Consider the following 13,843-nt stretch of genomic DNA (forward strand, 5'->3'; position numbering starts at 1 on the left):
GCGCTGCCCGGATCGGCTGTGCACGGCCTCCACGGTTGCCAGGAACGCGCCAGGTCCGAAGGTGATGCTCGAAGCGGCGGTTATGGGGTGCCGGCGGAAGGTGATGAGCGCCCACCACGGCCCGCTTGCCGTTTCCAAGCCTCCTCGTAGAAGCGGCGCATGGACGCCGCTCCCGCATCGGAGGAGGCGAATGACCAATAGCCGATCTGGAAGGCGAGATAGCAGGGAAGATGGAAGGCCACCAGCCGCCTTGAAGCGGCCACTGCGCCGCACAGCCGGTCGGCTTCCGCCGCCGGCAGGCCGAACTCGACGATGGCCCCCGCCACGTCCCAAGCGATGTCCTGGCAGCCGATCAGGTCATGCGCATCGGCGTGATCGAGCGAGTCGGTCTTCAGCACCCGGCCGTCGGTGGTGCGCAGCCACTCCCAGATGTGAAGGCGGTTGTCGGTGACGACACGCCGGACCCCGGCGTCCAGTTCCCTCAGCGTGTCCGCCGTCCAGCGATCCAAGGAGGCCGTTGCCGCGGCGCCCAGCGCCTCGCCGATGTTCACGCGCGCCATCGCCAGGAGATCCGGAAGGCTGGCGCCCGTGTCACGCTCCGCCGGAAAGCGTTGGGCGCGGAACAGGAGATAGTCGGCCAAGCGCTCCAGAGGCATGGAGGAGGGCGGATGCGCGCCGTCCAACCACCTCTCCGCCAGGAAGCCGTGCCGAAGCGCGATGGGTTCGGTCGTGAAACCCGCCTGATGCAACGCGCGGGCCCGGGCCAGCTTGGCCTCGCTCTGGCGTCCGAGGCCGGAGAATTTCAAAAGCCAGGAGCCGGAGACGATGCGCAACAGGAACTTGCGGCGCTCCTGCTGCGCATGGACCGGCGGCCAGTCCGCCACCGCATCCGCCACCAGATCCGCCGCCAAATCCGCCGATGCCGTCCGCCATGCGCCGCCCGACAAATCACGCAACGGTGCGACCGCAGGGCCGAGCGCATCCTCGAACCAGCGCTCCAAGGGCGGCACCGGGCCATGCGCGGCGTGCGCCAATTCATCGAAGCCGATCACCGGACGCACCGCCTCGGCCCAGCGGCGGCGGTGCCGGTCGGATGAGCGCGGCCCCGGAGCGCCGCCATGGCTGGGAAGGAACGCAATCCGCCGGGACGGCACGCCCGCCGCCTCCAGCCAATCGGCGACGGCGCCGAACGAACTGCCGGACAGCCCCGGCCCTTTATCGACGATCACATAGGACGCGCCCGCGTCGGCCAGCAGGGCGGCCCGCTGGCGGGCCGACACGCGGACGGCGCGCTGGAACGGATGACCGATAGGACGCAGAGTGACCGGAGAAGCTGCGTCCAGCGCGACCGCCGCCATTGCCGCCAGCCCGGTTCCGATGCTGCGCAGGCCAATCACGACGACCGGAGCGGGCAGATCCGGCGGAAGCCGGGCCGCAGCCTCCAGATAGGCTTCCGGATAGAGGCCATAGAAGGCATAGCCCTCGGGCCGGCGCATCCGCACGGTTTCGGGCAAGGGTTGCGCCGACAACGTCTCCAGCCCAGCCGTCAGCGCGCAAGCGCCCGGCTGCGGCTCGCCGCGCCAGGACCGGGCGACGGTGCGGGCCAGCTCCATCACGACCGCCATCGCCGCGTCGCGGCATGGGGTGCAATCGTCCTCCTCCAGCGCCGCGAATTCCGCATCGGCGAGGCCCTGCGCAAGCTCCGCCGCCTCGATGAGCAGGGACACCAGCAGGGCATGACGGATCAGCCCGTCGGGCTTGGCGGCGGCTGTACGACGGGCGGCGGCGATCCGCGCCACGACGACGCGTGGGTCCTCGACACGGTCGCGATCGCCGTAAACCAGCATGGCTCGGCCTCTCCGGGTGGCGAGGGAACTCAGCCTTTCCCCTATCCCAGCGCCAAAAGGGAGGCCGGCGCTGCAGGAGCGGTGCTGGCGTAGCGGCGGACCATGGCCGCGCAAAAATCCGCGAACTCCTCGGCGACCTGGGGCGGGCTGGTGTGGTGTGGTTCGATCCCACGATGCTCGGGCGTGAAGCAAAAGGTGATGGTGACATCGAAATCGGCCAGCGCTTCCATCTGACGGTCGAACCAGGCGAGCGCGTTCGGCCGGAAGCTGTCGGCCCAGGACAGGCCGGTGCGCAGATGCCGGACGCCCAACCGCTTCATCCAGGCCACCGCCTCGTCCAGACGGTGATCCTCGAAGTGGAACCATTGGCAAATCCCCATCTCGGCCGCATAGGGCGCGTAGGCGTCGAGCGCCGGCTTGGGCGTGCCGTCCGCCCGCAGCAGCCCCATGTGGAAATGACGGTAGTAGGAGGAGCCCTCCGCCTCCTTGTGGCGCGTCGTCGCCTCCCAGGCGCTGGGAAGATCGTAGAGGCTGTACCAGTGAATGCGTGGAACCCGGCCGATCAGCAGTTCCGCGGTGCGGGCGACGCCCCAGGCCTGCACCTCCTCGGCGCCGAAGGACGAGACGCCGGCCTCCGTCACCCAGATGGGCTTGCCGGTGACGGCGCGGATTTCCTCGATCTTCTCCGGCCATTCCCGGATCTGCCAGAGATTCCAGTCGAGCGGAAAGCCATGCACCGCAACCACATCCACATGGTCCAGCGCGCCGCGCTCGCCCAGGCGGCGGATGAAGGAGGGATCGATGGGCGAGATGCCGCCCAACACACGGGTGAGCGCACCGTTCTCCGCCCGGATCGCCTGTCCGGCCAGGATCGTCATGCGGGAGAACAGATCCCATTCCGGATCGAGATCGGGATTCCAGTGGGACTTGTTGTTGGGCTCGTTCCAGATCTTGGCGGCTTCGATCATCCCTGGCTTTCCGTCTTCGTGTGGTTTTCCAGCGCCTGTCCGGCGGATGGTGCGGCGGCGGATGGCAGGGCGGGATAGACGGCGCCCGCCTCCGTCGGCCGTGCTGCGCGGCGGCAGACATAGACCTCCTGCTCCGGATGCTCGACGATCCGAAAGCCGGCGCTGCGCAGCATGGCCTCGGCGCAGGCGGCGTTCGGGACCCACCAGTTCGTCCAGTCGCCGGAATACCGGTGTTCGATGAAATGCAGCTTCGGATAGCCGGGCGCGTTGAAATGGTCCTGCTGGCGGAAGTCGTAATCGATGCCCACCGGTTCGACCGTCTCGGAGCCGCGTTGCATGGATTGGAAGATCATCAGGTCGCGGGCGGCATGCTCGTGGATCAGGTCGAGAGCCAGCAACGGGTGGCGCAGATGGTAAAGCACCCCCATGAACAGGACGACGTCGAACCGCTCCCCCAGCGACGCCAGGTCGTAGACCGACAGCTTGCGGAACTCGATGTCTTGGCGGGTCACTTCGGCGGCGAAGCGCGCCTGTGCGAGATAACGGTCGTCGAAGTCGATTCCCACCACCCGCTCGGCGCCGCGCCGCTTCATCTCGATGGAGTAGAAGCCACCGTTGCAGCCGATGTCGAGCACCGTCAGGCCGCTCAGATCCTGCGGGACCGCATGGGCGAACCGCCGCCACTTCACGTTCGGGTAGTCGTGCAGGAAGTGGTCGGGGGCGGTGCTGACGCCGTTCAGATCGATGTTGTGGAACCAGTCCCCCAGCGCGGCGACCCGGGCGCGGATCTGGTCGGTCGTCAGATTCGTCATTCCGCCGCCTCGTTGATGCTGTGGACCTTCAGGCCCCATTCCCCGGCGATCAGCACGCTGCGGGACGCCGGAGCGATCTCGAACCGGGCGTGGAAATCCACGGAAAGCCCCAGGGCGTGGGACAGCGCCGCCTTGATGACGTCGGCGTGGCTGACCAGCGCCACGGTCCGGCCGGCGTATCGGCGGCGCAGCCGCTCGATGCAGCGCGTCATCCGGGCCTGAGCCTCCAGCATCGTTTCGCCCCCAGGCGGGCGGGCGTGCGACCGCGCGCTGTTCCACACATTCCAGGCCGGGTCGCCGCGCAGTTTCTCGAAGCGCATGCCGGCCCAGGCGCCGAGATCAAGCTCGTTGAGATCCTCCTCCACCTCCACGGCCAAGGCCTGTGACGCGGCGATCGCCGCCGCCGTTTCCACGGCACGCTCCAGCGGGCTGGACAGCACGGCGGCGAACCGGTGACGCGCCAATGCAACGGCCAGCGCGTCGGCCTCGCGCCGGCCGGCCTCGCTGAGCGTCACGCCGGGCATGCGTCCGCACAGCACGGAGCCGAGCCGGTCGTGCGACGCGTGACGCAGCAGGACCAGGATTGTTTCCACGCAGCCGCTCACGCCCGGAAGCGCGGGCCGTCCACCGCCTCGCCGGCGATGAAGCGCAGCGTGCGCTCGCGCGCTTCATGGTCGGTGAATTGCTCGGGCGGCGATTTCATGAAGTAGCTCGACGGCCCGACCAGCGGCCCGGCCATCTTCCGGTCCAGCGCCAGCTTGGCGCACCGCACCGCGTCGATCACGATGCCGGCGGAGTTCGGGCTGTCCCAGACCTCCAGCTTGAGTTCCACGCTCAGGGGCACGCCCCCGAAGGCGGTGCCCTCCAACCGGATGTGCGCCCATTTCCGGTCGGCCAGCCAGGGGACGTGATCGCTGGGACCGATATGGACGTCGTCCGCGTCGAGCGGCACGTCCAGTTGGCTGGTGACGGCGCGGGTCTTCGAAATCTTCTTCGATTCCAGGCGTTCGCGTTCCAGCATGTTCTTGAAGTCGGTGTTGCCGCCGAAGTTCAGCTGATAGGTATGGTCGAGCCGGACGCCGCGCTCGCGGAACAGGTTCGCCAGCGTGCGGTGGATGATGGTGGCACCCATCTGGCTCTTGATGTCGTCGCCGATGACCGGCAGGCCGTGCCGCTCGAACCGCTTCGCCCAACCTGGATCGGAGGCGATGAAGACCGGGATGCAGTTGACGAAGGCGCAGCCGGCCTCCAGCGCCTGCTCGGCATAGAACTCCGTGGCCTTCTGCGAACCGACCGGCAGATAAGACACCAGGATATCGGTGCCTGAGCGGCGCAGAGACTCGGCGATGGCAACCGGCGCCTCCCCCGACTCCTCGATGTCGCCGGCCAGATAGCGGCCGATGCCATCCAGTGTCGGACCGCGCTCCACCCGTACCCCCGAAGCACGCGGGGTTGCGAAACGGCAGGTGTTGTTCGGAAGGGCAAAGATGGCGTCGGACAAATCCCGCCCGACCTTGGCGGCGTTCACATCAAAGGCGGCGGACATTTCGATGTCGCTGACCCGATAGCCGCCGAGATCGAGGGTCATCAGCCCGGGCGGCGGCTCATTAGCTTGAGCATCGGCATAATAGCTCACACCTTGCACGAAGGACGAAGCGCAATTTCCGACACCGGCAATCGCCACCCGCAGCTTTTTCCCAGTCACGAAATTCTCCTCATCCTGAAAACTTCCTTAATGGACCGGAATGATATTTGTATCCTGGAAAAACAATTGCCGGAAGATCGTCCGATCTGACCACGCCTTTTGGGTAAGGTGTGGAAAGTCCAGCAACGATGTTAATATTGATACGACCGCGCTTCTGTTCATGAAGCGGGCACTGCGGTTTCTCACGCATGCAGGTGAAAAGCTGTAGCCTCTTACAAATGAGGACCGTGGCGGGGTTTGGCAATTTTACACACAATCAACACACCCAATAGTAGTTACCGTAAACGTCACCGTCCATCCGCGGAGGGGCTTGTGGGAGAATCCATTCTTGTCACCGGTGGCGCCGGCTTCATCGGCCGCCACGTCGCCAGGGCACTCCTCGCCCGCGGCGACCGGGTTCGGGTTCTCGACAGTCTGATCGCGCAAGTCCATCCCACCCGGACACGGCCCGACGAATTGGACCCGGACGCCGAACTGCTGATCGGGGATATACGCGACGAGACCATGGTCGGTCGGGCGCTGGAGGGAGTGGATTCGGTGATCCACCTCGCCGCCGAGGTCGGTGTCGGCCAGAGCATGTACGCGGTGGACCGCTACACTTCGGTGAACGACCATGGGACGGCCGTGCTGTTCCAGCGGCTGATCGACCGACCGGTCCGCCGGGTGGTGGTCGCCTCCTCGATGAGCATCTACGGCGAGGGGCTGTACCGGACCGCCGACGGCACGCCGATGGAGGACGTGGTGCGCGGGACGCGCAATCCCGACGGTTCCTGGGACCCGCTGGATTGCGACGGACGGCCGCTGATCCCCGTCCCCACGCCGGAGAGCAAGCGCCCGGCCCTGAGGTCCGTCTACGCCATCGGCAAATACGTGCAGGAGCGGCTGACCCTGACGCTCACCGCCCAATACGGGATGGAAGGGGCGGCGTTGCGGCTGTGGAACGTCTACGGCCCCGGGCAGGCGCTGTCGAACCCCTACACCGGGGTGCTGGCGATCTTCGCCTCGCGCATCGCCAACGGTCAGCGGCCGATGATCTTCGAGGATGGCCAACAGCGGCGCGACTTCGTGCATGTCGGCGACGTGGCACGCGCTGTCCTGCTGGCGCTCGACGAGTTAGCCGCCAATGGCGAGGTCTTCAACATCGGGTCCGGCGAGGACCGCACCGTGGAGGAGGTGGCGCGGCTCCAGGCCGCCTCGATGGGCCGGCCCGACCTGACGCCGGAGATCACCGGCCAAGCCCGCGCCGGCGACATCCGCCATAACATCCCCGACCTGGGCAAGGCGCGGGCTGTCCTGAACTACGAACCGCGGCAGGATTTCGCCGAGGGGCTGGCCGAACTCGCCGAATGGGTTGCCCGGCAGGAGGCGCAGGACCGCGTCGCCGAAGCCCGGGGCGAACTCGAAGCGCGGGGGCTGGTGGCATGAACCGCCGGTCCGGACCGGCCTTGGTGGAGGCGACGTGATGCGTGTGGCGTTGGTCAACCCAGCCTGGACCTTCGCGCACAGCATCTATTTCGGCTGCCGCGAGGCGCATCTGCCCCTTGAACTGGGCTACGGCAAGGCGCTGCTGGAGCAGGCCGGACACGAGGTCCTGCTGCTCGACGGGCCGTTGACGGGATTGTCGAACGCCGAACTGGCGGATCGGGTGGCCGGCTTCGCTCCCGGCATGACCGTGGTGACGACCGCGCCGACCTACCTGTTCTGGCGTTGCGCCCCGCCGGAGCTGCGAATCCCCCGTGATTTCCTGCTGGCGCTGGATCGACGCGGCGGCCGGACCGTCGCGGTGGGGCCGCATGGATCGACCACCCCCCGAGCAGCCCTGGACAAGCTGGGCGTGGACGTGGTCGTGCGGGGCGAATGCGAGGAGATCGTGAAACGGCTTGCCGACCGGTTGGATTCCGGCCAGCCGGGGTTGGACGGCGTTCCGGCGCTGGCCTCCCGCAGCGGCGGCGGAACCGTCGTCAGCGGCGGCCCGCACGCCGGCCGCTTCGTCGATCTGCCGGCGCTGTCCTGGCCCGCCGAATGGCTGAAGCGCCACCCCCACCATCACCACCGCTACGGCACCGAACCGCTCGGCGCGGGGGCCGAGGTCGAGGCGTCGCGTGGCTGCCCCTACACCTGTTCCTTCTGCGCCAAGATCGATTTCCGCGACCAGTACCGCCGCCGCGACACCGCCATCGTGTTGGAGGAGATCGACCGGCTGACCGCCGTCGGCGTGCGCTACGTCTATTTCATCGACGAGATCTTCCTGCCCCGCCGCGACCTGTTGGAAGCGCTGGTGGAGCGTCCGGTCGAGTTCGGCATCCAGACCCGCATCGACCTGTGGAAGCCCGACCTGCTGGATCTCCTTGGGGCCGCCGGCTGCGTGTCGATCGAGGCCGGGGTGGAAAGCCTGACCGAGGAGGGCCGCGCGGCGCTCGACAAGAACTGCCGCATGAGCACCGACGCGCTGGCCGACCGCCTGATCCACGCCCGGCGCAGCGTGCCCTTCGTCCAGGCCAACCTGATCGCCATGGCCGGCGACGACGCCGGGCTCGTCGCGCGATGGCGGGAGAGGCTGCACGGTGCCGGCGTCTGGGCCAACGATCCGGTGCCGCTCTACCCCTACCCAGCCTCGCCCGATTACCGCCGCCTGTGGGGCGAACCGGACGACCGGGCATGGGAAAGGGCGCACGAGCACTATCTGCGCCAATTCGCACGACTGAGCGACATTCAGGAGGAGAAGCCCCTGCCCTTGCATGAGTTGGAGGCCGCATGCGGTTGCCGGTGACGCCCCCGGCAGCCCCCGCGCATCCAGCCCCCGCGCATCTGTTGATGACGGCGGACAGCGTGGGCGGAGTGTGGACCTACGCGCTCGACCTCGCGCAGGAACTGGCGGCAGGCGGCCTGCGCGTTACGTTGGCGGTGCTTGGGCCGTCACCGCAGGATGACCAGACCGCGGCGGCGCGCGCCATCCCCGGCCTGGAACTGATCGACACCGGCCTCCCGCTGGACTGGATGGCGGAGGACCCGGCCGCGATCCGGCGCGGTGCCGAAGCGCTGGGAGCGCTCGCTCGGCGGTTGGAGGTGGATCTCGTCCACCTCAACAGCCCGGCCCTGGCGGCGGACGCCGGATTCACGGTTCCGGTCGTGGGAGTCTGCCATTCCTGTCTGGCGACGTGGTGGGCCACCCTGCGCGGCGGCCCCCTGCCGGGCGACTTTCTCTGGCGGATCGAGGTTCTGGCGCGGGGCTACCGGGCCTGCGACGCGCTGGCGGCGCCGAGCGCCGCCTTCGCGCAGGCCACCGCCGCCGCCTACGGTTTGCCGCAACCGGTCGTGGTGCGCAACGGACGCCGTCCTCCGGGCGGTGAGCCGTGCGGACGGGAGCGTTTCGTCTTCACCGCCGGACGCTTGTGGGACGATGGAAAGAACATCGCAACGCTGGACGCGGCGGCGGCGCTGCTGAAAGTGCCGGTGGTCGCCGCCGGCTCGCTGGAAGGTCCGGGCGGGAATCGCCGGACCCTGCGTCACGCCGCGGCGCTCGGACGCCTGGATACGGCTTCGGTCGCGGCCTGGCTGGCGCGGGCACCGGTCTTCGCTTCCGCCGCGCTCTACGAGCCGTTCGGCCTGACGGTGCTTGAAGCCGCGCAGGCCGGCTGTGCGCTGGTGCTGTCGGACATCGCGACCTTCCGCGAGCTGTGGGACGGCGCCGCACTCTTCGTGGAGCCGAGGGACAGCGCAGCCCTCGCCGCCGCGATCCGCCACCTGCTGGACGATCCGCGGAAGGCCGGGCGCCTCGGCGAGGCGGCGCGGCTCAAGGCCGGGCGATACGGCATGGAGTCGATGGCCTCCGGCATGCGCAGTCTCTACCGCAGCGTCCTGGAGCGTCACACCCCCACCCCCTCCCGCAAGGAGGCCGTTGCGTGAAGATCGTCTATTTCACCCATTCTCTGGCGTCCTGCTGGAACCACGGCAACGCCCATTTCCTGCGCGGCGTCCTGCGAGAGCTGATCATCCTCGGCCATGAGGTCCGCGTCTATGAACCCGAGGGCGCATGGAGCCTGCGGAAGCTGCTGGCCGATCATGGCGAAGCGGGGCTGGTGCCCTACCGGACCGCCTATCCGGAGCTGACCTCGCTGACCTTCGCAGCCGACGCCGACGCGGCGGCGCTGTGCGACGGGGCCGATCTGGTCATCGTCCATGAATGGAACGACCCGGCTCTGGTCGCGGCGGTGGGCCGGGCACGGGCGCAGGGCGGTCGCTTTTTCCTGCTGTTCCACGACACGCACCATCGCGCGATCAGTGATCCGGAGGCCATCTCCGCCTTCGATCTCTCCGGCTACGACAGCGTCCTGGCCTTCGGCGAAACTCTGGCCGCCGTGTACCGGCGCTGGGGCTGGGAGGATCGGGTCTTCGTCTGGCACGAAGCGGCCGACATCCGGCTGTTCCACCCGCCACCCGGAGAGGAGCGGCGCAGCGGAGCGGTTTGGATCGGCAATTGGGGTGATGGCGAGCGGACAATGGAACTGGAGCGCTTTCTGTTCGCTCCCGCCCGCGCCGCGGGTCTGCCTTTGGACGTCTATGGCGTGCGCTACCCCGCCGAAGCCCTGGTGACGCTGAAGCGGCACGGCATCGCCTACAAGGGCTGGCTGCCCAACGTCCGCGCCCCCGCGACCTTCGCCCGCCATCGGGTCACCGTCCATGTGCCGCGCCGTTTCTACGTCGAATCCCTGCCAGGCATCCCGACCATCCGCGTGTTCGAGGCGCTGGCCTGCGGCATCCCTCTGGTCAGCGCGCCATGGAACGATTGCGAGGGTCTGTTCCGGCCGGGAACGGATTTCCTGGTCGCCCGCGACGGGGCCTGTATGACCGCCCACCTGCGCGCCGTGGACGGCGACGCCGACCTCCGCGCGGCGCTGGTCCGCAGCGGTCTGGAAACGATCCGCGCCCGCCACACCTGCGCCCACCGCGCCGGTGAGCTGCTCGCCATCGCCGCCGCTCTGGCTGGGACGCCCACCCCCTCTTCGATGCTGGAGCCTGTCCGATGAAGATGGCCTTCTACGGTTCGAGCCTGCTTTCCTCCTACTGGAACGGCGCCGCCACCTACTACCGCGGCATGTTGAGCGAACTCGCCAAGCGGGGTTGGGACGTCACCTTCTACGAACCGGACGCCTTCGACCGCCAGAAGCACCGCGACATCGAGCCGCCCGGCTGGGCCAGCGTCGTCGTGTACGAGGCCACCGCCGACGCCTGCCGCACCGTGATCGCCCGCGCCGCCGAGGCCGACGTGGTGGTGAAGGCGAACGGCGTCGGCGTCTTCGACGACGAGTTGCTCGACGGCGTGATGGACGCCGCCGGTCCCCACGCTCTGCGTGTCTATTGGGATGTCGATGCCCCCGCCACCCTGGCCGAGCTTCGGCGGGCGCCGGACCATCCCCTGCGCCGTCGGCTGCCGCGGATCGACGCCGTGCTGACCTATGGCGGCGGCCCGCCGGTGGTCGCGGCCTACGAGGCGATGGGCGCCCGCCTGTGCCGCCCCATCTACAACGCTCTGGACCCGGCGACGCACCACCCGGCACCGCCCCAACCGCGGTTCGCCGCCGATCTCAGCTTTCTCGGCAACCGGCTGCCCGACCGCGAGGAGCGGGTGGAACGCTTCTTCCTGGAGCCCGCCGCGCGCAACCCGCAGGGGCGCTGCATCATCGGCGGCAGCGGCTGGGAGACGAAGGGGCTGCCGGCCAACGTCACCCACATCGGCCATGTCGGCACCGCCGACCACAACGCCTTCAACAGCTCGGCGCTGGCGGTTCTGAACATCGCCCGCGACAGCATGGCCGAAGTCGGCTTCTCGCCCGCCACGCGGGTGTTCGAGGCTGCCGGAGCGGCGGCCTGCCTGATCACCGATGCTTGGACGGGGGTCGAACGGTTCCTCACCCCGGACGAGGAGATCCTGGTCGCCCGCGACGGCCAGGACGTGACCGATCATCTGCGCGCCCTCACGCCGGCCCGCGCCCGCGCCATCGGTGATGCCGCGCGACGGCGCACCCTTGCGGAACACACCTACGCCCGGCGCGGCGCGGAGGTGGACCTGCTGCTGCGCGAAGCCCTGGCGGCGCTGCGGGAAAGGAGCGCGGCGTGAAGCTCGTCGTCCTGGGGCTGAGCCTGTCCTCTTCCTGGGGCAACGGCCACGCCACCACCTTCCGCGCCCTTCTCAAGGCGTTCGCCGCACGCGGCCACGACATCCTGTTCCTGGAGCGCGACGTTCCCTGGTACGCGCAGAATCGCGATCTCGCCGATCCCGGCTATTGCCGGCTGGCCTTCTACGAGGATCTCGCTGGCCTGCGACGGTGGGCCGGAACGGTCGAGGAGGCCGACGCGGTGCTCGTCGGTTCCTACGTGCCCGACGGTGTCGCCGTCGGTCGCTGGGCGCAGGAAACCGCGCAGGGGATCGTCGCCTTCTACGACATCGACACGCCGGTGACCCTGGCGAAGCTGGATCGCGGCGACGAGGAGTATCTCACCCCTGCCCTCATTCCCGGCTATCACGTGTATTTCTCCTTCACGGGCGGACCGACGCTGGAGCGGCTGGAGTCCCGCTACGGCTCTCCGGCGGCGCGCGCGCTCCATTGCTCCGTGGATGCCGACGCCTACGCGCCCCTGCCCACGCCCAAGCGCTGGGATCTGAGCTATCTCGGCACCTACAGCCCCGACCGGCAACCGACGCTGGAGCGGTTGCTGCTGGAGCCGGCCCGGCGTGCGCCGTCGCTGCGCTTCGTCGTCGCCGGTCCGCAATACCCCGACGGGATCGCCTGGCCCGGAAATGTCGAACGTCGGCATCATGTTCCTCCAGCCGAGCATCCCGCCTTCTACGCGGCCAGCCGCTTCACCTTGAACGTGACGCGCGAGGACATGATCCGCGCCGGCCACAGCCCCAGCGTCCGGCTGTTCGAGGCCGCCGCCTGCGCCACTCCGATCATCTCCGACTGTTGGGACGGCCTCGACGCTCTGCTTGAGCCGGACCGCGATATCATCCTCGCCCGCACCTCAGGTGACGTTCTGCACGCCCTTCACCAACTGGACGAAAATGCCCGCCAAGCGATGGGCGCAAGGGCCAGACGGCGAATCCTGGAACACCACACCGCCGCGCATCGCGCGGAAACGTTGGAACGGGAACTGGAAGGCGCGATGCGAAGGACCGGCTGCGGCACCAGTACGGCCCTGCCCTTCCACTAAGGCGGCGCAAACAGTCCATCACGGCTCCCGGTCCGCGGGCTTCTTCGAAGACTTCTTAGCCTCGATCCGGTCGAGGACCGCTTCGGGGGCGACATCCTGCTTGATGACGTCCAGATCGGAGTCAACGTCCGTCTTCACCCCCATGTGATCGGCGATGGACGACACCAGGGCCGTCAGCTTGGTGATTTCGTGCTCCGCCAACAGGCTGATTTGCAGATCGAGATCGGCCCGCTTGCTGGCGACCTCGGACATCCGATTCTGGCTGATGAGCACGAAGGTGGACAGAAAGATGGCTTCCACGGACGCGATCATCGCCAGAACGACGAAGGAGGGATCCCAGCGCGGAACGCCGGGCACCCACCCCAGGTTGGCGATGATCCAGAAGCCGAAGAATGCCAAATGCAGATAAACGAACGTCATGCTGCCGGTGAAGCGGGTGATCGCATCGGCAATCCGCTCCTCCACGGTCGCCTCGACCTCCTCCCGTTCCCTGCGCTGGTGCAGCGCCTGGATGTTCCGTTCGAGCACGGCGCTCAAGCCGGGGGATGGTGGCGGGTAGGTTGGTGGGCTTGCGGACGTCTCCGCGCGATCTCCACCATGCTGGGACGGTTGTGTGTTCATGGCGTCTGCCTTGCTTAGGTGAACCGTCTTCGCCTCGTTGCTCTTTCAGGACTGGGGTTGCGGTCGACCCACAGGCTGCGCTCAATGGCGCTTTCGATGTCGCCCCCTGTTGCCGGGGAGCGATGGAGGCTTTGGCCTGGGGCAGTTTCAGATCCCCTGAGGAAAAGGGATTGTGCAGCGGTAGGTTGCCGATGACCGCAACGCCGACCGACGGACCGCGGCAATGGCTTGCAGCCCGGTCGTCCAACCGGCGAACCGGACCTTGCTCACCACAACATCGGGCGGAGGCTGCCCCTTATTCTCACGAGCGACCGTTTCCACGTCCAAACCCACGCCCCCTTTTCCGGCGTCAACAGCAGGCGGGGCACTTACCGCCACCCCGGCGACACGATATTTTGCGCAGCCTGGGTGGCGGTAAGTGCCCCGCCGAGTGCCTTGGGAGTGCCTTTGGCAAAAACTCGCATGTCCAGCGTTGCCGCGCCCATAGCGGCCTGATGGGCCGACCATTTTCCGGCAATCAAACAACCGACAAGGTATCGGTGCCATTCACGCCACTTCTCAGGTGTGATCACAGCCTGATCTTCAATCAAAGATCAGTATTCCGCGCTTTGAAGTTGTTTCCTTACCGCTCGACGCTCACGGTCCAATGCCTTTGATCCAAGCCCGATCCAGCCCAGC

General features: G+C 68.0%; 13 protein-coding genes. 6 read left to right on the top strand and 7 right to left on the bottom strand.

Features of this window, described 5'->3' with window-relative positions; translation table 11 throughout:
• Nucleotides 1-80 precede the first annotated feature (80 nt).
• Genes DS837_RS29205 through DS837_RS29225 form a run of 5 tightly spaced genes read right to left on the bottom strand, consistent with a single transcriptional unit; the run spans nucleotide 81 to nucleotide 5,311 of the window.
• Nucleotides 81-1,847, bottom strand: coding sequence for a hypothetical protein (locus DS837_RS29205; protein WP_149167951.1), 1,767 nt, complete (start codon nucleotides 1,845-1,847; stop codon nucleotides 81-83).
• A 41-nt stretch (nucleotides 1,848-1,888) separates the two neighbouring features.
• Nucleotides 1,889-2,815, bottom strand: coding sequence for a beta-xylosidase (locus DS837_RS29210; RefSeq protein ID WP_149167952.1), 927 nt, complete (start codon nucleotides 2,813-2,815; stop codon nucleotides 1,889-1,891).
• The gene (locus DS837_RS29215; RefSeq protein ID WP_149167953.1) at nucleotides 2,812-3,627 is read right to left on the bottom strand and encodes a TIGR04290 family methyltransferase; all 816 of its coding nucleotides are present in this window, start codon (nucleotides 3,625-3,627) and stop codon (nucleotides 2,812-2,814) included. Before DS837_RS29215 ends, DS837_RS29210 begins: the two co-directional genes overlap by 4 nt.
• Nucleotides 3,624-4,220: a histidine phosphatase family protein gene (locus tag DS837_RS29220; protein ID WP_247890190.1), complete on the bottom strand. Its 597-nt coding sequence runs from the start codon at nucleotides 4,218-4,220 to the stop codon at nucleotides 3,624-3,626. The genes DS837_RS29215 and DS837_RS29220 overlap by 4 nt, the downstream gene beginning before the upstream one ends.
• An 8-nt stretch (nucleotides 4,221-4,228) precedes the next feature.
• Entirely contained in the window at nucleotides 4,229-5,311 is a 1,083-nt protein-coding gene (locus DS837_RS29225) for an inositol-3-phosphate synthase (protein WP_425599281.1), read from the bottom strand.
• A gap of 333 nt (nucleotides 5,312-5,644) precedes the next feature.
• On the opposite strand from DS837_RS29225, the gene DS837_RS29230 reads away from it, so the two are divergent.
• From DS837_RS29230 to DS837_RS29255, 6 genes are read left to right on the top strand one after another with little or no spacing between them, the layout of a single operon-like run.
• Nucleotides 5,645-6,757 carry an NAD-dependent epimerase/dehydratase family protein gene (locus DS837_RS29230; protein WP_149167956.1) on the top strand — a complete coding sequence of 371 codons (1,113 nt, stop codon included), beginning with the start codon at nucleotides 5,645-5,647 and terminating at the stop codon, nucleotides 6,755-6,757.
• Between the two features lie 37 nt (nucleotides 6,758-6,794).
• Nucleotides 6,795-8,102, top strand: coding sequence for a TIGR04295 family B12-binding domain-containing radical SAM protein (locus tag DS837_RS29235; RefSeq protein ID WP_149167957.1), 1,308 nt, complete (start codon nucleotides 6,795-6,797; stop codon nucleotides 8,100-8,102).
• A 44-nt stretch (nucleotides 8,103-8,146) separates the two neighbouring features.
• Complete coding sequence (locus DS837_RS29240; protein WP_247890191.1) at nucleotides 8,147-9,238, top strand: glycosyltransferase family 4 protein; 1,092 nt, start codon at nucleotides 8,147-8,149, stop codon at nucleotides 9,236-9,238.
• Nucleotides 9,235-10,359, top strand: coding sequence for a CgeB family protein (locus DS837_RS29245; RefSeq protein WP_149167959.1), 1,125 nt, complete (start codon nucleotides 9,235-9,237; stop codon nucleotides 10,357-10,359). Before DS837_RS29240 ends, DS837_RS29245 begins: the two co-directional genes overlap by 4 nt.
• Entirely contained in the window at nucleotides 10,356-11,450 is a 1,095-nt protein-coding gene (locus DS837_RS29250) for a CgeB family protein (RefSeq protein WP_149167960.1), read from the top strand. Before DS837_RS29245 ends, DS837_RS29250 begins: the two co-directional genes overlap by 4 nt.
• On the top strand, nucleotides 11,447-12,544 hold the full coding sequence (locus tag DS837_RS29255; RefSeq protein ID WP_149167961.1) for a CgeB family protein: 1,098 nt from the start codon (nucleotides 11,447-11,449) through the stop codon (nucleotides 12,542-12,544). Before DS837_RS29250 ends, DS837_RS29255 begins: the two co-directional genes overlap by 4 nt.
• Before the next feature lie 18 nt (nucleotides 12,545-12,562).
• On the opposite strand, the gene DS837_RS29260 is transcribed toward DS837_RS29255, so the two are convergent.
• Nucleotides 12,563-13,072: a DUF1003 domain-containing protein gene (locus tag DS837_RS29260; protein ID WP_211102436.1), complete on the bottom strand. Its 510-nt coding sequence runs from the start codon at nucleotides 13,070-13,072 to the stop codon at nucleotides 12,563-12,565.
• Between the two features lie 461 nt (nucleotides 13,073-13,533).
• Complete coding sequence (locus DS837_RS29265) at nucleotides 13,534-13,755, bottom strand: hypothetical protein (RefSeq protein WP_149167963.1); 222 nt, start codon at nucleotides 13,753-13,755, stop codon at nucleotides 13,534-13,536.
• Between the last annotated feature and the right edge of the window lie 88 nt (nucleotides 13,756-13,843).

The organism is Azospirillum brasilense, assembly GCF_008365405.1.
In the GTDB taxonomy this organism is placed as follows: domain Bacteria; phylum Pseudomonadota; class Alphaproteobacteria; order Azospirillales; family Azospirillaceae; genus Azospirillum; species Azospirillum brasilense_D.